The organism is Telmatobacter sp. DSM 110680 (assembly GCF_039994875.1).
GTDB lineage: Bacteria > Acidobacteriota > Terriglobia > Terriglobales > Acidobacteriaceae > Telmatobacter.
In genome coordinates this window covers 1,114,603-1,130,475 of record NZ_CP121196.1, presented here as the reverse complement: position 1 = coordinate 1,130,475, position 15,873 = coordinate 1,114,603, and the positions used below count along the sequence as shown (strand labels likewise).

At 57.0% G+C, this 15,873-nt stretch carries 17 protein-coding genes and 1 tRNA gene; 12 read left to right on the top strand and 6 right to left on the bottom strand.

From position 1 onward, the window contains the following. Positions 1–76 precede the first annotated feature (76 nt). On the bottom strand, positions 77–1,480 hold the full coding sequence (locus P8935_RS04535; RefSeq protein ID WP_348263830.1) for a DNA polymerase: 1,404 nt from the start codon (positions 1,478–1,480) through the stop codon (positions 77–79). A 184-nt stretch (positions 1,481–1,664) separates the two neighbouring features. Here P8935_RS04535 and P8935_RS04530 point away from each other — a divergent pair, with 184 nt between their 5' ends. Next, positions 1,665–1,817 (top strand): hypothetical protein, encoded by a 153-nt coding sequence (locus P8935_RS04530; protein ID WP_348263829.1) that lies wholly within the window; start codon positions 1,665–1,667, stop codon positions 1,815–1,817. Between the two features lie 12 nt (positions 1,818–1,829). On the opposite strand, the gene P8935_RS04525 is transcribed toward P8935_RS04530, so the two are convergent. Together P8935_RS04525 and P8935_RS04520 are read right to left on the bottom strand one after the other, a co-directional pair. Further along, a complete protein-coding gene (locus P8935_RS04525) occupies positions 1,830–2,195 on the bottom strand; it encodes a DUF4440 domain-containing protein (RefSeq protein ID WP_348263828.1) in 366 nt (121 codons plus the stop codon). A 15-nt stretch (positions 2,196–2,210) separates the two neighbouring features. Continuing rightward, complete coding sequence (locus P8935_RS04520; RefSeq protein ID WP_348263827.1) at positions 2,211–4,421, bottom strand: alpha/beta fold hydrolase; 2,211 nt, start codon at positions 4,419–4,421, stop codon at positions 2,211–2,213. Between the two features lie 175 nt (positions 4,422–4,596). On the opposite strand from P8935_RS04520, the gene P8935_RS04515 reads away from it, so the two are divergent. Both P8935_RS04515 and P8935_RS04510 read left to right on the top strand, forming a co-directional pair. After that, positions 4,597–5,910, top strand: a complete 1,314-nt coding sequence (locus tag P8935_RS04515) for a DUF2252 domain-containing protein (protein ID WP_348263826.1) — start codon at positions 4,597–4,599, stop codon at positions 5,908–5,910. A 10-nt stretch (positions 5,911–5,920) separates the two neighbouring features. Further along, positions 5,921–6,835, top strand: coding sequence for a TIM barrel protein (locus P8935_RS04510; RefSeq protein WP_348263825.1), 915 nt, complete (start codon positions 5,921–5,923; stop codon positions 6,833–6,835). A gap of 50 nt (positions 6,836–6,885) precedes the next feature. On the opposite strand, the gene P8935_RS04505 is transcribed toward P8935_RS04510, so the two are convergent. Continuing rightward, the gene (locus P8935_RS04505) at positions 6,886–7,638 is read right to left on the bottom strand and encodes a hypothetical protein (protein ID WP_348263824.1); all 753 of its coding nucleotides are present in this window, start codon (positions 7,636–7,638) and stop codon (positions 6,886–6,888) included. Between the two features lie 137 nt (positions 7,639–7,775). Then, complete coding sequence (locus P8935_RS04500; protein ID WP_348263823.1) at positions 7,776–8,327, bottom strand: cupin domain-containing protein; 552 nt, start codon at positions 8,325–8,327, stop codon at positions 7,776–7,778. 177 nt (positions 8,328–8,504) lie between these two features. On the opposite strand from P8935_RS04500, the gene P8935_RS04495 reads away from it, so the two are divergent. Then, entirely contained in the window at positions 8,505–8,879 is a 375-nt protein-coding gene (locus P8935_RS04495) for a hypothetical protein (RefSeq protein ID WP_348263822.1), read from the top strand. Positions 8,880–8,896: 17 nt separating this feature from the next. Here the strand turns inward: P8935_RS04495 and P8935_RS04490 are convergent, their stop codons facing one another. Beyond that, positions 8,897–9,907, bottom strand: a complete 1,011-nt coding sequence (locus P8935_RS04490) for a retropepsin-like aspartic protease (RefSeq protein WP_348263821.1) — start codon at positions 9,905–9,907, stop codon at positions 8,897–8,899. On the opposite strand from P8935_RS04490, the gene P8935_RS04485 reads away from it, so the two are divergent. The 8 genes from P8935_RS04485 (at position 9,906) to rplI (ending at position 15,770) form a co-directional block, all read left to right on the top strand. Beyond that, positions 9,906–11,180 carry a 4-(cytidine 5'-diphospho)-2-C-methyl-D-erythritol kinase gene (locus P8935_RS04485; RefSeq protein WP_348263820.1) on the top strand — a complete coding sequence of 425 codons (1,275 nt, stop codon included), beginning with the start codon at positions 9,906–9,908 and terminating at the stop codon, positions 11,178–11,180. The two genes, P8935_RS04490 and P8935_RS04485, sit on opposite strands and share 2 nt — an antisense overlap. 78 nt (positions 11,181–11,258) lie before the next feature. Next, positions 11,259–11,332, top strand: a tRNA-Gln gene (locus tag P8935_RS04480). A 57-nt stretch (positions 11,333–11,389) separates the two neighbouring features. Further along, positions 11,390–12,484, top strand: coding sequence for a ribose-phosphate pyrophosphokinase (locus P8935_RS04475; protein ID WP_348263819.1), 1,095 nt, complete (start codon positions 11,390–11,392; stop codon positions 12,482–12,484). A 176-nt stretch (positions 12,485–12,660) separates the two neighbouring features. After that, positions 12,661–13,374: a 50S ribosomal protein L25 gene (locus P8935_RS04470; RefSeq protein ID WP_348263818.1), complete on the top strand. Its 714-nt coding sequence runs from the start codon at positions 12,661–12,663 to the stop codon at positions 13,372–13,374. A gap of 6 nt (positions 13,375–13,380) precedes the next feature. Beyond that, positions 13,381–14,001 carry an aminoacyl-tRNA hydrolase gene (gene pth, locus P8935_RS04465; protein ID WP_348263817.1) on the top strand — a complete coding sequence of 207 codons (621 nt, stop codon included), beginning with the start codon at positions 13,381–13,383 and terminating at the stop codon, positions 13,999–14,001. 148 nt (positions 14,002–14,149) lie between these two features. Then, positions 14,150–14,596 (top strand): 30S ribosomal protein S6, encoded by a 447-nt coding sequence (rpsF, locus tag P8935_RS04460; protein WP_348263816.1) that lies wholly within the window; start codon positions 14,150–14,152, stop codon positions 14,594–14,596. 121 nt (positions 14,597–14,717) lie between these two features. Further along, positions 14,718–15,086, top strand: a complete 369-nt coding sequence (gene rpsR, locus P8935_RS04455; RefSeq protein ID WP_348263815.1) for a 30S ribosomal protein S18 — start codon at positions 14,718–14,720, stop codon at positions 15,084–15,086. Positions 15,087–15,278: 192 nt separating this feature from the next. Next, positions 15,279–15,770: a 50S ribosomal protein L9 gene (rplI, locus tag P8935_RS04450; protein WP_348263814.1), complete on the top strand. Its 492-nt coding sequence runs from the start codon at positions 15,279–15,281 to the stop codon at positions 15,768–15,770. Positions 15,771–15,873 lie beyond the last annotated feature (103 nt).

Here is a 15,873-nt window from a genome sequence, read left to right as displayed (position 1 = left end):
GATGCTCCGATGCGCTAGTTGTTATTGTGTGCGATCGATAATTTCTGTGCTTGCGACGTTGCCCCGCTAATAGATCTCAGAACAAATCTGGAATACTGTGAAACGCGATACGCGTTGGTGCGGCTTTGTATGCCGCGAGCATTGTTGCCGGCGCCAGCGTGCTCATTCCGTATTTCTGATTGAGAAGGTCCATCGCCTCGAGCAATTTCGTCCGGCTCTTCGCGTTATCGAGCGAATCAAAAAGGTTCAGCGAGTGCAGGCGATCGGGGACCAGGCCATTCAGGCTTACCCCGATAAAATACGGCTCGTCGTATCCTTGCCCCTTGGGCTTCTCCGCCCACAATCGGCATAGCGCTCCGATCAGAGTCTGATTATCCTGACACTCGCTCAGCCGTATCTCGTGATGCCATCCGCGCGTCGGCACACCGAAGCGACTCACCGGTGCGTTCTGGTTCCTTGGCACTGAGAACCCAACCGCCAGTCCTATCGAACTCGCCCAGAGCTTATGCGTTCGCAGTCGCATTGCCGCCTTGTGGAGCAGCTTGTGCGCCACCGCCCATGCTTTCTCTGCCGTCCGCATCTCTGGCGCCAGCACATGCGAGTGGCTGATCGACTTCAGATGCTCAGTCTCCGACATCTCGAAGTCCTCGCCCTTCAGCCAATGCCATAGCCGCCCGCCCCATACCGATCCCCACAGCTCTCCAGACTGATCGCAATTCAATTTCAGCAGGTCATCCATGGTGTGAATCCCTTTGTCATTCAGGCGCTTCTCGGTCTTCGCCCCAATGCCCGGCAGATCGCGCAGCGTAAGGCGCCGCAATGCCTCAGGCAGTACGTCCAACGTCAATGCTACGAGTCCGTCCGGCTTTTCCATGTCGCTGGCAACCTTGGCCAGATATCGGCTTGTCGCCAGCCCCACCGAACTCCGAAGGAACGGGCCAACCTGCGCCTGAATGCGCGCCTTTACCTTGCGACCCAGTTCCAACGCGGCCAGCAGCGGCCGCTCCCTCCCCAGCAGCCGGCATGCCATCTCGTCGATTGACATCACCGCCGTCACCGGCAGACAGCTCTCGACCGCCTCAACGATCCGATGGTGATATTCCACATAGATCTCGTGCCGTGCCTCTACCAGCAAGATGTTGGGACACATACGCTTGGCATCCGCGACCACCGTCCCGGTTTTGACGCCTTGCGCCTTGGCTTCGTAGCTGGCGGCGATGCAGCAAGTGGTGTCGGCCAGCATTGGAACCACGCCCACCGGCTTCCCGCGCAGCTCGGGTCGGTCCTGTTGTTCAACCGACGCAAAATAGGAGTTCAAATCGACAAACAACCAGTTGAGGTAAGGCCCTGGAGGCCGTCCTTCCGCGAAGGCTGAGGCTGCGAGTGCGGGAGGTTCTGGGATTGCCACCTGTGGCGTGGTTCCGGCCGGCCAGTCCTCCGGACGGCAACCCTCTTCGTCCTCTCCGTGCAAACCAGCCATTTCCATATTTATAGTTTCGTCTTTTGTTCGCCCTAATTCAATCCTTCTTTTGCTCATATTTTATGCATCTATATAAGTGGTAGACTTCTTCTGCCGGAGGGCTCTGTCAATTTCTCCGAGCCTTTCAGACGCAACTTGTGTTCATTCCATAGACGGGATTAGTGCGAGTGCGGGGGCCACGGCTATGCATAACTTAATTCATTGGATTTCTTCGTACGCGAGTGTTCTCGCCATCTTGGTAACGCTGGGCGTTGCCGTCCTGCTCGTCTGTTGCCTGGAGTGCACCAACTGCCCCAGCCGCGAGAAGGACGACATCTTCAGCCGGCACGAGGTCTAGCTCGCGCCGTTTTCACTCGCTGCATTTCGTACCTTGGTGGAAATACATTTGCCAGTTTCCCGACTTCCTCATCCACAGAGAACTTCGTAGAGTAGCAGCGCGTTCTCCCTCCGGCTTCATGCGTACCGCGCGATAAGTTACCAGAGCAACATGCTCGCCGAGCATCCTGCACCGAAAATCTTCGATCACTGGCGCATCGAACCTCTCCGTAGCCAACAGTTCGAGGATTGAGTCGCGCGTCCATACGCGGCCTGAGGCCCCAAACTCCACAAAGTCATCGGCCAGTAGCGACGCCACATTCGCACGATCGTGCCGCACCGCAGGATCCATCAACCGCAATTCCAGTCGACGCAACTCCGCAAAATTCTTCTCGTCCATGCTCGCGTTCTTCCCTTATTGCACCGAAGGCTTTAGATATTGCTCAAACTGCGCAAGAATGCGCGAGAACAAGTGTGTTCGCACATCCGCCCCGGCAATGGAATGCGTCTTGCGTGGATAAATCTGCAGGTCATACGGAATCTTCGCCTCGATCAGCTTTTGAATAAACTGCACAGTGTTTTCGATGTGCACATTATCGTCGCCCGTGCCGTGCGCCAGCAGCAAATGCCCCTTCAGCTTCGCAGCCGAATTCAGTACCGAGAAATCCTTGTATCCCTCTGGAAAGTCGATTGGCCTGCTCATGTAGCGTTCGGTATAGATCGAATCGTAATTACGCCAGTCCGTAACAGGTGCAACCGCAACTCCTGCTCTGAAGCGGTCGGAATGTGTGAGCGCATATAACGTAAAGGTGCCGCCCCAACTCCAACCCCACCATCCCAGACGCTTCGCGTCGAGCTGCGGATATTTCGCCAGCACGGCGTCCACGACCGTCAGCTGATCTTCAAATTGCACCGGCCCAAAATTGTGATATGCCGCCTGCGCAAATTCACGGCCGCGACCTCCCATGCCTCGATTGTCGGCATGCAGAACGGCAAATCCATGCTGGGCCAGCAACTCGTCAAAGAGCAGCCCGTCGGACCAAGCGTTCAGCACGGTCTGAACCGCCGGGCCTCCGTATGGATTCACAATTAGAGGCACACTGGCTCGCTCAGCACTGTTCATCGGAAGCAGCAGCGTGGCATACAACGTTGTCCCGTCGTGTGCTTTCACCTCGATTTGCTCTGGAGCGTGCAGGCTATACGCGTCAACAGCGTGGGAGCCCCAGAACGTCATGCATGTAGTTCCCACTGCGCAAAGTTCCACAACCGGCGGCTCCATCCTTGATGAGAACTTGTCAGTGAAACTGCCTCCAATCGGCGTGAAGATCGCGTTGTGATGGCCTGCACCCGTGGTCAGTTGTTTGCGTTCTCCGTCAAAGCCAACCTGCCATATCTGCTGATCGAGAGGCGAGCCTTCATTTGAGGCGTAGTAGATTTCTTTCCGATCCGAGTCGACCCGGTAGACCTCGCCGACTTCAAAATCGCCTTTGGTCAACTGCCTGTCCAGCGTGGCGGTAGTGGTGTCGGTTCTTCCCTCGTCGTACTTGTAGAGATAAATGTGGTTGTGGCCGTCGCTCCAGTTCGTCAGCACAATGCAACCATGCGCAACATATACATCGAAGTTTTCATCGATGAATTTTTCATCGTTGAGTTCAAGAACGCTGTGCGCCGTGCCCAGACCCGGCTCGGCAAAATAGATGCGGCGGTGCTTCTGGTCTCTGCTCAGCGTTTCGACCCACAGCGTTTTGCGATCGACCCATCCGAAGCGAGGAATGTAGTCCTGGCCCTGCTCCACCGGCACATGGACCCAGGAAACCTTACCCCCCTTGGAACTGACCACACCGACGCGCACGTCGGGATTCAGATCGCCCGGCTGCGGGTAGCGCTGTATTTCAACGGAAGCATGCACGGGGATCCAGTCGGTAATCGGATACACGGGAACGTTCTCTTCGATCATCTGCAGGAACGCCAGACTCTTCGAATCCGGCGACCAGAAATAATTGCTTTTGGTATCGAGTTCTTCTGCGTACACCCAGTCCACTTCGCCATTGAAAATTCCAGGATTTGGCGATGCCGCCACGGTCACTGTCGGCGTCCCCGATTCGCGAAGAGGAACAACCGCCAATCCGTGATTACGAATAAAGGAAATGAATTCACCATTGGGTGAGAACTTGGGATCGTCGCCCGACCCCTCGCCGGAATGCCCAACATCAATGCCAGTTCCATTGCTCAAATCGTAGATCCACAAGCTGCCGTTCGCATCAAAGAGCAGGTGCTTCGAATCGGGCGCCCAGATGTAGTTCGCCATCCCGTACCGCTCGCGGTGATCGCGATCCTGTTCTGAAACACTGCCGCCAGCCAACGCAGCAATCTTTGCGCGGCCCACAAGTACATGCGGCTTCTTCGAGGCCGGATCGAGATCGATCAACTCACCGCCATCGAGATAGGTTAGATGCTGCCCGTTGGGCGACCAGGCGATGCCGCTCGGCGGAGTGCTCATCACTCCACCGTGCGCAAAGATTCCTTCAACAGTAAGAACCTTTGGGTTCTCCTGGGCTGGAATTACGGGAGCAATGCACAACAACGCGACAAGCACCGACACGGGGTAATAATGACGTTGCTTCAAACAAATCCCTCCGGCGGTCCCAGTTGATGAATTTGAGCGTGGTGGGCGCGCACGTCAGCAATCCAGTGTAAACGAGCAATAATACCTTCTGAGCACAGCGCTGCTCCGGCGCCGCGGTTGCATTCGCGGTATCAACAGATATAGTTCCATACTGTGCAGAGGGAGCATCTCTTCCATGAGTTGGGCTACACCAGAAGAACGACGAAATCTCGGACAGTCGCGGCGCAAACAACTAGGCCGCCAGCAGAATGATCAGCTCAACATCAAGGCTCGTAAGACCACACCTCTCTCGCTGCTCCAGCGCGCAGAGCGAGGCCGCGTCCCAGCCCTCTTGAAGCTGAAGCATCGGCTCATGGCTGACTCTCCCTTCGGTTACTTCCGAGGTGCAGCGCCGGTTATGGCTGCCGACCTGGCTGTGGTGCCGAATACGGGGATTGAAGCGCAACTTTGCGGAGACGCCCACGTCCGCAATCTCGGCGCCTTCGCCGCACCCGACGGCCGCCTTGTTTTTGATATCAACGATTTCGATGAGACCATACGCGGGCCCTTCGAGTGGGATTTGAAACGCATGGCCGCATCGCTCGTGCTGGCCGCGCGGGAGTCCAGACACAAAGAAGCCTCCGCCCGCCAAGCTGTGGAGCAGTGCATCCTCCGGTACAGCGAGCAGATGCGCACCTTCGCCAAGATTCCGCTGCTTGAAGTCGGGCGCTTTCAAGTGCATCGTCTCGGCGACATTCAACCCGTTCATCAGGCACTGCTGAAAGCCGAGCGCGCCACGCCCTTACACACGCTCGCTCAGCTTACGGAACCCACTCCCGGCAAGCCGGACAGCCCTCGGCGCTTCAAAGAGATCCAACCGTTCCTGTGGAGGATCGCAGGATCGAAAGCTGAAAAGGTGCTCGAAGCCCTTGGTCCTTATCAAGAAATGCTTGAGCCGCAGCGCAGGCACCTGCTCTCGCTCTACCGGCCGATCGATGTGGCTTTCAAAGTAGTGGGCACGGGTTCCGTCGGACTTCGCGACTATTGCATTTACTTCGAAGGCAACGGGCCCGGCGATCCGCTGTTTCTGCAAATCAAAGAGGAAGCTGCATCCGCCTACTCACCCTACCTTCCTCAGGCGCATCCGGCGACTCAGAATGGACAGCGCGTAGTCAACGGTCAGCGTGCAATGCAAGTGCAGTCTGACCCCTTTCTCGGTTGGACCAACATCGGTTCCCGTCAATTTCTGGTGCGGCAACTTAACGACCACAAGGGGTCCATCGAACTCGCCGATCTGGCAGGCAGCGGACTCATGGCCTTCGGGGAGGTATGCGGCGAGTTACTCGCACGGGGTCATGCGCGCTCCGGCGATCCGCTTGTGATCACCGGCTACCTCGGAAACGGCCAGACCGTTGCCGAATCTCTCGCCAGGTTCGGAACCCTCTACGCCGACCAGACCGAAAAAGACTGGCAGGCTCTCCGCAGATCGGGTCAAGTTGAAATAAAGTGAGGCAATTCGCATGAAGATAAGCCGCCGTGGGTTTGCACAATCACTTGCCGGTGCAGCAATCAGTGCAGCGGCCATCCCAGCCCTGCGCGCAGATGTTCCTGACGTTGTAGTTGAATCCACATCTGCAACGCCTTTCCCGCTCTCCATCATGTTATGGACCGTCTGGACCGATCTGCCCTTTGAACAACGATTGGCCAACGTTGCTGAAGCCGGCTATACAAACGTCGAATTGGTAGGTGAATATGCGAAATGGAGCGACGCAGATTTCGACCGCGCCAACTCTGCACGAAGACGCCTCGGCATCCATTTTGATGCAACCGCAGGATTGCATAACGGCATTTGCAACCCGTCTGTTCGTGATCCTTTCCTCGCCGAGTGGAAGCAGGCTCTGACGCCGATGCATCGCCTCGATTGTCCTGCCATGATCGTGCTGTCGGGAAACGTTGTCCCCGGACTGTCGCGCGAACAGCAGCATCAAAGCTGCATCGAAGGATTAAAGAGAGCCGCGGAACTTGTTGAGGGCAAACAAATCGACGGCCAACCCGTTTGCCTGCTGCTTGAGTGCATCGATCCTCAAGAGAATCCGCACTACTTCCTGCAGTCGGCAGCGGAGGCAATCGAGATTGTCAGAGCTGTCAACCATCCCCAGGTGCAGTTTCTCTACGATCTCTTCCACGAACAGATCGCCGAAGGCAACCTCATCGAGAAGTTACAAGAGCATATCGATGTGATCGGCCTGATTCACGTCGCCGATGTCCCCGGCCGCAACCAGCCGGGAACCGGCGAGATTAACTACGCCAACATCTATCGCAAGCTTGCTGAACTAAAGTATCGGCACGTTGTGGCTATGGAATTCCACCCCATCGGCGATCCCATTGCGACACTTCGCGCCGCGAAGCAGATGGTCTTAAGTGCCACTTCTTGAATCGTCCGAAATGGCACTCTCACACAATAAGCGTCGGCCTATCGGACATTCTAAGATTTCGGCATCTCAAAGACGGCCGGATCGATCGTCTTGTTCAGTTCAACCTTTTTCACGGTGACCGTAAGGTTAAATTGTCCACCGAGGTCGACATCGATCGCATAAGGGACCATGTAACCCACGTCAGTCTTCCGGTAATCCGAGAGCTTGGTCGTGATATCAACGTCCTGATCCTGCATCTTGCCCTTAGTTTTGACCGCGGTTATCAGGAACGAAGTTGAGTCGATAAGAAACACGGTTTCGACATTCTCTTTCGACGTCAACTTGATCTTCCAGGCATTGCCATCTTTGCCAAACAGCTCAATTTTGTTGCCCTTGGCAGCATAGTCATAGAGCGGCCCGCCTACGTTGATCTGACCTTTACCAGCGTTGTAGATGTCTTCCGGCATGGGTGTGGGGCTCGCAGCGCCCGCCATGGGGTTGACGCTCCATCCGCCTTTGCTGGTAAAGCATTGCACGATCTTCGTGCCGTTGAAATCTGTCTCGTTCTTGAAGCCCACACCATCCACCAGCGTGGTGGTGCTTGGATTATCGCCGCCCATCATTGCAATCGAACTCTCGGTGTAAACGGACTTCACCTTGCTGATTGCATCTTTCCCACCAATCGCGTCAACATACTTGCCGACAATCTCGTCTGCCGTGGGCGCAGGTTCGGCTGCTGTTATGCGCGGCGCAGTCTGGCCATTCATTGACACCGCGTATGCCATCGCTGCGACCACCAAAATGCCGTGGATGATTTTCTTCATATGTATTGTTCGCCTTTCTCGTGCCTGAAAAGCACGGTCGGTCATGCGGCACCAGTGTAGACCAAGTTCGTCATGGATGCTGGGTGTCCGATGAATTTCTCACGTTGCCTCAAACTCATTTGACCACGGCGGATAACCTAAGCCATGAATGGCGATGGCCCCACCAACTCCATCCCGTATCGGCGAAAGAACTCCGCATCCTGTACGGGTGGATTGGGCACTGCCGTATCGCGCAGAAAGTCTTCCATCTTCCCCGCCGGCGAGAACGAGATCAGCAGATGGCTCCGCTTCCCCTCCACTGCCGCAAAGGTGTGTGGGATGCCGCGCGGGCCGAGAATCGAGTCGCCGGCGCCAAGCGTCAAACGCTTGTCGCCCACTGCAAACCGCACCTCGCCTGAAATTAGATAAAAATACTCCTCCTGGTACAGATGTTTATGCAGCGGCGGACCTCCATTCACCAGGTTTATGTGCTCAATCACAAAGAGCCCGTTACTCGTCTCCCGCGGTAACACCTTGAACAGGATCGTGCTGTAGCCTCGTGAATGCACTTCGCCGAGGCGGTCTTTCCCCGCGCTAATGACCTCACCCTGGTTCGGTTGGTCCACGCCCGAAGTGGCAAAGACTGTCGGGTCGAATCCCGCGAATGGAAACGATGCGGCCGCGCTTTTAAGAAAGGAACGACGCTTCATGATGCTGAAACCTCAGAGGAATCTCGAACCGCATCGACTAAAGCTCAAATCTGCGTTGAGGAGTTTCTGAATTGACCGAGAACCTGGGAAAGATCGCTTCAAGCCTAATTACCCCGCCAATGAATCGCAACGAAATTCGAAATCGCGATGTTAGACTTTCGCCACTGAGGGAACCGAATGAAGAGGATCGCCACTCACGTTCTCGTAGCTCTTCTAGGCTGTGCCGGAGCCGTCCTCGTGATGCGTTCACAGCAGCCCGCATCGCAGCGATTTCCGCAATTTGAAAATGAAGATGTCAAGGTGTGGCGATCGCTTGTGTATCCCAACGCACCCCTGACCATGCATCGCCACGATCATCCCCGCGTTATCATTGCGCTCCGCGGTGGCACCATGAAAATTGTTGAAAAGAGTGGGAGTTCCGAAGAGCATATTTGGGAAACCGGCCACGCCTACTGGCTTCCCGCGAATTCTCCCGGCACCGAGCACGCAGACGTTAATGTGGGAAAAGATCCGATAGAAGTAATGGTTGTAGAGCTAGAGAAGGAGCACTGAATTGCCGTCTGCTGCTTTCATCCCACTGGCACCAGTTTGTTATCTGATTGCTGCTGCTGATGCTCATTGAGCAACTGCATCGTAGACGGAGACGCATCCAGGCGCAGCGTGTCCTCGCTTGAATGCAGGCGCACCAGTTCGTTGATTTGATCGAATGTGACGATGAAATGCTGCAGAGGCGTCGAACCAATGTTCACGAGTGGGAACGCAGCATTAATCTCGACAAATGCATGCCTGAATATGTACCGGCCAAGCCTAACATCCGGTTGCAGGCGGGCTGCCTTGATTTCGAATCTCGTGGAAACCGATTCGCCCGTGGCAAAAGCCACAGGCGTCTCCTGGAATTTCAGTTCTGCCGAGTCCTTCTGAGGCACACTCAGCCCGGTACCACCCGAATCAATTTGTGCGTCCAACTGCCGCTCCCCTATCTTGAGATGCACAATAGGGACACCATCCGGCATTCGAAAAGGCAGCACCGATCCGTCTGAATCTTCACGGATTTCCCCGCTCATCAACGTTAACCTGCGTCCCGGAAAGTCCAGCGTCAGCAGGTAGTCTTCGAAGAGCGTGAACCCTAGAACCCCCTGGCAGTTCGCATCGCCATAGAGGTTGTGGACTACCGCTTCGACATCTGAAAACTCCACACCAGCAAGCTTCAAAGAGCCGATCCAGGTGGTCTCGGAGCGTTGTTCGCCGAGGCCGCTTGCGTCTGTCAAATGCGCATGCCCCGTGACCGGCAGAAGTAGCTCCTCCGCCAACTCGCGCGTAATCAGCGCCTGACCTCCGGTTCCCGTATCGATGAGGAATCGAAAAGGTCCTCGGCCATTCACCATTACGGAAACGTAGGGCTTGTCGTGAATGAGTTCAATTGGAGTGGAGTAGACCTCGGATGGAACTGCGGACTTCTGAACTGCGGAAGATTGCGGTACCGGCCCCTGACCGTATGCACTCCAGACAACGAAACACAGCAGGAACGCACAGCCGCAACGCAGCATGAATCCGAATGCGACTTTGCCCGGGGCAGGCATGGCATTGTCCTCTCGCGCGCGTGCTCAGCGCGACGGGTATCCAAAACGCAACCTGATTCTACGAGCATTTTGCGTTGACGGTTCGTTTAAGTTGCAGAAAACGGCGAGCGAACACCAGTACGGACCCGCTCTACAATGGACCGGTATGCCCACCACTGTCCGATCGCACGCCAAGATCAATCTCGGCCTCTATATAGGTGCGCCGCGGCCGGACGGTTTTCATGAGCTTGCCACTGTTTATCAGACTCTTGAACTGCATGACCTTGTTACCGTATCCGCAGAGGCGGCTGCGGCGACATCGATCCGCCTGACCTCCAACGACCGTCGGGTTCCGACAGATAACCGCAACACTGCGTATAAGATGGTGGCCCTCGAGTTAGAGGCTCTCGGCACTCCCGCAAGTGTCTCCATCCATATCGAAAAACGGCTTCCCGTCCAGGGAGGATTAGGAGCTGGTTCCGCCAACGCGATCGCAGCGATGATCGGCCTGGAAGCAGAACTCGGTCTGCCGCCAACATCCGCTCCCACCTTTCCGGTTTTTTCGAGGCACGGAGATTCCAGCTCCGACCTCGATGATCTTCTGATCGACATAGGTCTGGGGGGTGGCAATTGGCCTGGGCGCCAACTTCAACTGGCTGAGAAAGTTGGCTCCGATGTGCCATTATTTCTGGTCGGTGGCGCCGTGCTCGGTCGGGACCACGGGCAGAGTGTTTTCCCCCTGCCAGACTTTGAAAAGGTGTGGTGCGTCGTCGCCCTTCCACCCGTCGGCGTCTCCACGCCCCAAGCCTTCCGCGACTGGGACGCTCTCTGCGCCACAGAAGGTTTGACCGCTGATGCGTCAGAAGATAGACTGGAACAGTTGAGCCGCGCTTATGCCAGCGCCTTCGCGGGAGCAATCCCGCAAGGTCAGCATGAACCAGGCTCCTCCGGTGTCCCTGGCTTGGCTGGGGACCTGGCCGGACCACAAGAGTCCGCGCTTGTCCGCACCGGGATCAGTAGCTGGATCCAAAACGACTTCGAACGGGTCGTGTTTCCCCAGCATCCCTCCCTTGCAGAAATCAAGCGCCTTCTTGCGGCCACCGGCACTCCGGAGGCAGCCATTCATGCTTCGCTGTCCGGGTCCGGTTCAGCTCTTTTCGGGTTGTACCTGACCCGCGGAGATGCACAGGCAGCCCAAAACAGGCTGACTGCGGCGGGCGTCGAGAGCCAGATCACGCGTACCCTGCCGCGCTCGGAGTATTGGGCAAAGATGCTTGTGCGGCAACAAGGTTGACAGCCCGGCTGGGCGGGAGAGAGACTCGCGAACGGCTGCCAATCAGGACATTCGGATAACCCCGAATTTTCTTGAAGTTGGGCGATCGTCTAATGGTAGGACAGTGCCCTTTGGAGGCACTTGTCTAGGTTCGAATCCTAGTCGCCCAGCCAGTTTTTTGAGCACGACCGGAATGCAGCCAAAGCCAACCAGCTTGGAGGTAATCGGAAATGGAAATAGGAACGGTGACAGAAACGTTGGAAGACAAGCAGACACCCGGCGCGGGCGACGCGAATAAGCAGCCCAACCCCGGTCAAGCCCCGGACGGGAAAGGCAAGGATGCCAAACCGGCACCTGAGCGCAAGCGGACTCGCAATCTCAGCGAGGACCGCCGCTTCAAGCTTTTCAGCGGAACGGCGAACCGCCCCCTGTCAGAAGAGATCGGGCGGCACATCGGCGTCCCTGTCGGCGAAGTTAAGCTGCAGCGTTTCGCTGATGGCGAGGTCTACTTCCAGCTGCTTGAGAACGTCCGCGGCGTTGACGTCTTTGTCGTCCAGCCCACCTGCTATCCCGTCGACCAGAACCTGATGGAACTGCTGGTCATGATCGACGCCCTCAAGCGCGCCTCGGCAGCCCGCATTACCGCCGTGGTCCCTTATTACGGATATGCGCGCCAGGATCGGAAAGACCGTCCTCGCGTTGCGATAAGCGCCAAGCTGATCGCCGACCTGCTGACCACCGCCGGCGCCAACCGCGCTCTTTTCGTCGACCTGCACGCGGCGCAGATTCAAGGCTTCTTCAATATTCCTGTAGATCACATGTTTGCCAGCCCGGTGCTGGTCAGCCACTTCCGCTCGCTCGCTCTGCCCAACCTAACCGTGGTTTCGCCGGATGCAGGCGGCGTGGAGCGTGCGCGACACTTTGCACAGAAGATGGGCGCCCCACTGGCCATCGTCGACAAGCGCCGCACTGACATCAATGTTGCTGAAGTGATGAACGTCGTCGGAGACGTGGCAGGCAAGACCGCTCTTATCATCGACGACATTATCGACACCGCCGGTACCCTCGTGAAAACCGTCGATGCACTTTATGCCAACGGCGCAGCCGCCGTTTATGCCTGTGCCAGCCACGCGGTGCTTTCGGGCCCGGCCATCGACAGAATTGCCAACTCGCGCCTCGAGCAGGTGGTTGTCACCAACACCATTCCCTTGCGCGAAGCGGCCCAGAAGTTGCCCAAGATTAAAGTGCTCTCCATCGCCGGCTTGCTAGGCGCGGCAATTGAGAGCATTCACATGGAGACCAGCGTCAGTACGTTGTTCTCTTGAGAAGTGGTCAGTGATCGGTGATCAGTGATCAGAACATCAACGAGCTAGTGAGCTTCAACCGGTTGTCGTCGTCGTTTTTCACTGACCACTGACGACTGTTCACTGATCACTGGCTTCTTCACAAAGGGAGCGGCACTCAAAATGCCCGTGCCCGAATACAGAAAAGAGAGATTCGAATGCCTGAAGTTGTCGTAGCCAAGCCCCGTGAGGGCAAGTTCAATAAGAATGCCGCACGCCGCGTGCGTGTCGCCGGAAGAATTCCTGCTGTCCTTTATGGTGCAGGTCACGATGCGGTCGCCGTTGAAGTCGACCCCAAGCAGATCTCGCGAATTCTCTTCTCCGAGACCGGCCAGAACACCATCTTCGATATCGAAGTCGCAGGCATTCCGCCTGCCAAGGCCATGATCGTGGATTCGCAACGCGAGCCGATCAAGGACAAGCTGATCCACATCGACATGAAGCGCATCGCGCTCGACAAGGTTCTCCGCGTCAGTGTCCGCGTCAAGCTGCTCGGGATCCCGGTCGGCGTGAAAACCGAAGGCGGAATCCTCGATCAGGTTCTCCGCGAAGTCGAGATCGAGTGCCTCCCCGCCGACATCCCGAACCACATCGACGTCGATGTAAGCGAACTCGCCATGCATGGAGTTCTCCGTGTCAGCGATTTGCCGCACTCGGAAAAGATCAAGTACCTGAACAACGAAGACGCGACCGTGGCACACGTGGTTTCGATTCGTGAAGAAGTTGTTGCTGCTCCTGCCGAGGGCGAGTTGCCTGTGGCTGGCGAGGCCGGTGCGACACCTACCGAGCCCGAAGTGGCCAAGAAGGGTAAGGGAGAGCCTGCCGCTGCGGAAGGCGCTGCCAAGCCCCCAGCCGCCGGAGGGAAGAAGTAAGCACCGGTGGAAGAATCAAGCGATTCCGGAGTTCGGACCGGGCCCTTTCTTGTGGTGGGGCTCGGCAATCCCGGACTCGAGTATTTATGGACACCGCATAATGCGGGGTTCATGGCTATCGACCGCATCGCCCAGCAAGAGGGTATTGTGGTCCAGAACCGGCGCTGCCGGGCCGTTACCGCAACCTGCCGTTTGGCGGGACGCGAAACGATCCTGGCCAAGCCGGAGACATTTATGAATCTCAGCGGGCTATCACTGGCCGCTCTGATTCGGGAGTTCGAGGTGGACCCGGCTAAGGACCTGCTCGTGATTTACGACGAGTTGGATCTGGTGCTGGGGACATTCAAGATCAGGGAGCGCGGTTCGCCCGCGGGACATAACGGAGCCCGTAGCGTAACCGGTGCCCTGGGCAGCCAGGAGTGGCTGCGATTGCGTATCGGCGTGGGTCCGGATTTGCCGCCAGAAGCAGGCAGCAAAAGACCGGGCAGGGATTACCTCCTTTCTCCGATGCGTAAGGCGGACTTGGTCAAACTCGATGAGGTGCTGGATAAGGTGGCAACGGCCACACGGCGCATCATCGGGGAAGGTCCGGGGCCGGCAATGAACGAATTTAACCGCCGCGAGTAAAACAACCCGGCGGAGGAAAGAAGCAGGGAACAGGGATTAGGGAACAGCGTGGCAAAGAAGCAGCCCAATTGTGAACTAAGAACTCTGAACTGCGAACTGCATTTGCGACGTGCTGGAGCCAGCGGGTTCCGGCGGAAAAGGAATACGGATGTCTCGTTTATATGAGGTAATGTTCATCGTTCGGCCCGATGTGGCCGAAGAAGACGTCGACAAGTTGATCGCGGGCTTCACCACCAACGTCACCAACGGCGGCGGCGTGGTTAAGAACGTCGAAAAGATGGGTCGCCGCAAACTCGCCTATCTCGTGCGCAAGTTCAACGACGGCAATTACATCCTGATGACGATCGAGGCCGGTGGCCCCGTGGTGCTGGAGCTCGAGCGCCGTCTGCGCGTCTCTGAACCGATCATCAAGTTCATCACCGTCCGCATCGATGAGGAAGAAAAGCGGTTGGCGAAGGTGAAGGCGCTTCGCGGGACTCGCCGTAAGGTCAGTGCAGAAACGCCTGCCGCCCACTCCCCGACTGCCGCTCCCGTTGCTGCTCCGACGGCCGCCCCGGTGGCTGAAGCTCCCGAGGGCGTCGCGGCCAGCGCTTGAGGTATTTAATTGGACTTTCGCTGCCATCGCGCCCCTAGTCGGACCCGCTCGCAGCAGATCGACACTGCTTGTCTGTCTCCATGCAAGAGACAGAAAGCCAACAGAATGAAGAGGAAATGAAATGGCTGACGAAAACGTAAAAGCGCCCGAAGCGAGCGCACCAGCACCGCAAAGTGAACGCCCGTCTGGTGGGCCTGGCGGACCTGGGGGTGGCCCCGGGGGTCGTCCTGGTGGTCGCCCGGGTGGATCCGGCGGACCTGGCGGACGCGGCAAGTTCTTCCGCCGCAAGAAGGTCTGCAAGTTCTGCACTGAAAAGATCGACGCTATCCCCTACCGGGATGTTCGTCTGCTGCAGGGATTTGTGGCCGAGCGCGGCAAGATTGTGCCCCGTCGTTTAACGGGAGTTTGCACCACGCACCAGCGCCGTTTGACGAAGGCCATCAAGCAGGCACGCAATATCGCCCTGCTGCCCTTTGCAACAAGGCACTAGCTTACGGGCTAAGGCCGTCACTGATTACTAGTGATGCTTTAGTTGTAGGGATGAAACAATTTCGCTGGCGACGTCCGCGCAAGAATCGCGATAGAATCTGGCGCGGCGCAACTGAATGTTAGTCGCCGGTGTCTAACACAACGGACGGACGGCACGGATGTCTGGCCGCCCGTAAAATCTGGAGAGTTTCACATGGAAGTCATTCTGAAAGAAGACGTAGCCAACCTCGGCCACCGCGGCGATGTCGTGAAGGTGGCAGACGGCTACGGCCGCAATTTCCTGCTCCCCCGCAAGCTGGCTCTGCAGGCAACACTGGCCAACAAGGCCGTCATTGAACAGATGAAAGAAGCTGCCGCGCGCCGCTCTGCCACTGAAAAGGTTCAGGCGCAGGAACTGGTTGCCAAGCTTGAGACCGTCAGTCTGAGCTTCACCCGCAAGTCCGGCGAAAATGGCCAGCTCTTTGGCTCTGTCACCTCGGGCGATATCGCCAGCGAACTCGCAGCCAAGGGCTATGAAGTGGATCGCCGCAAGATACAGCTGAACGAGCCGATCAAGAGCCTTGGCGACTTTACAGTCTCCGTCAAGCTGCACCGCGAAGTCACTGGACATCTCAGCGTTCACGTTGCGGCGGATGCTTCGCAAGAGGTTGCTGAGCCCGTTCCCGCACCCGCAGTTGCTGACTAACAACTCGCGACTTCTGACCAAGCCGCCTCCCCATCCAAAGGGAGGCGGTCGTGTATCCAGCCGATTGCCCATTCATCACAAAAGCTAATTCTTCATCAGCATT

Excerpts from the sequence above, each read along its gene's own strand:
- P8935_RS04475 (WP_348263819.1), top strand. The coding sequence starts at position 11,390 with ATGGAAATAGGAACGGTGACAGAAACGTTGGAAGACAAGCAGACACCC.
- P8935_RS04525 (WP_348263828.1), bottom strand. The coding sequence starts at position 2,195 with ATGGACGAGAAGAATTTTGCGGAGTTGCGTCGACTGGAATTGCGGTTG.
- P8935_RS04535 (WP_348263830.1), bottom strand. The coding sequence starts at position 1,480 with ATGGCTGGTTTGCACGGAGAGGACGAAGAGGGTTGCCGTCCGGAGGAC.
- rpsR (WP_348263815.1), top strand. The coding sequence starts at position 14,718 with ATGGCTGACGAAAACGTAAAAGCGCCCGAAGCGAGCGCACCAGCACCG.
- P8935_RS04490 (WP_348263821.1), bottom strand. The coding sequence starts at position 9,907 with ATGCCTGCCCCGGGCAAAGTCGCATTCGGATTCATGCTGCGTTGCGGC.
- P8935_RS04500 (WP_348263823.1), bottom strand. The coding sequence starts at position 8,327 with ATGAAGCGTCGTTCCTTTCTTAAAAGCGCGGCCGCATCGTTTCCATTC.
- P8935_RS04495 (WP_348263822.1), top strand. The coding sequence starts at position 8,505 with ATGAAGAGGATCGCCACTCACGTTCTCGTAGCTCTTCTAGGCTGTGCC.
- P8935_RS04530 (WP_348263829.1), top strand. The coding sequence starts at position 1,665 with ATGCATAACTTAATTCATTGGATTTCTTCGTACGCGAGTGTTCTCGCC.
- P8935_RS04470 (WP_348263818.1), top strand. The coding sequence starts at position 12,661 with ATGCCTGAAGTTGTCGTAGCCAAGCCCCGTGAGGGCAAGTTCAATAAG.
- rplI (WP_348263814.1), top strand. The coding sequence starts at position 15,279 with ATGGAAGTCATTCTGAAAGAAGACGTAGCCAACCTCGGCCACCGCGGC.
- P8935_RS04515 (WP_348263826.1), top strand. The coding sequence starts at position 4,597 with ATGAGTTGGGCTACACCAGAAGAACGACGAAATCTCGGACAGTCGCGG.
- P8935_RS04505 (WP_348263824.1), bottom strand. The coding sequence starts at position 7,638 with ATGAAGAAAATCATCCACGGCATTTTGGTGGTCGCAGCGATGGCATAC.
- rpsF (WP_348263816.1), top strand. The coding sequence starts at position 14,150 with ATGTCTCGTTTATATGAGGTAATGTTCATCGTTCGGCCCGATGTGGCC.
- P8935_RS04485 (WP_348263820.1), top strand. The coding sequence starts at position 9,906 with ATGGCATTGTCCTCTCGCGCGCGTGCTCAGCGCGACGGGTATCCAAAA.
- P8935_RS04510 (WP_348263825.1), top strand. The coding sequence starts at position 5,921 with ATGAAGATAAGCCGCCGTGGGTTTGCACAATCACTTGCCGGTGCAGCA.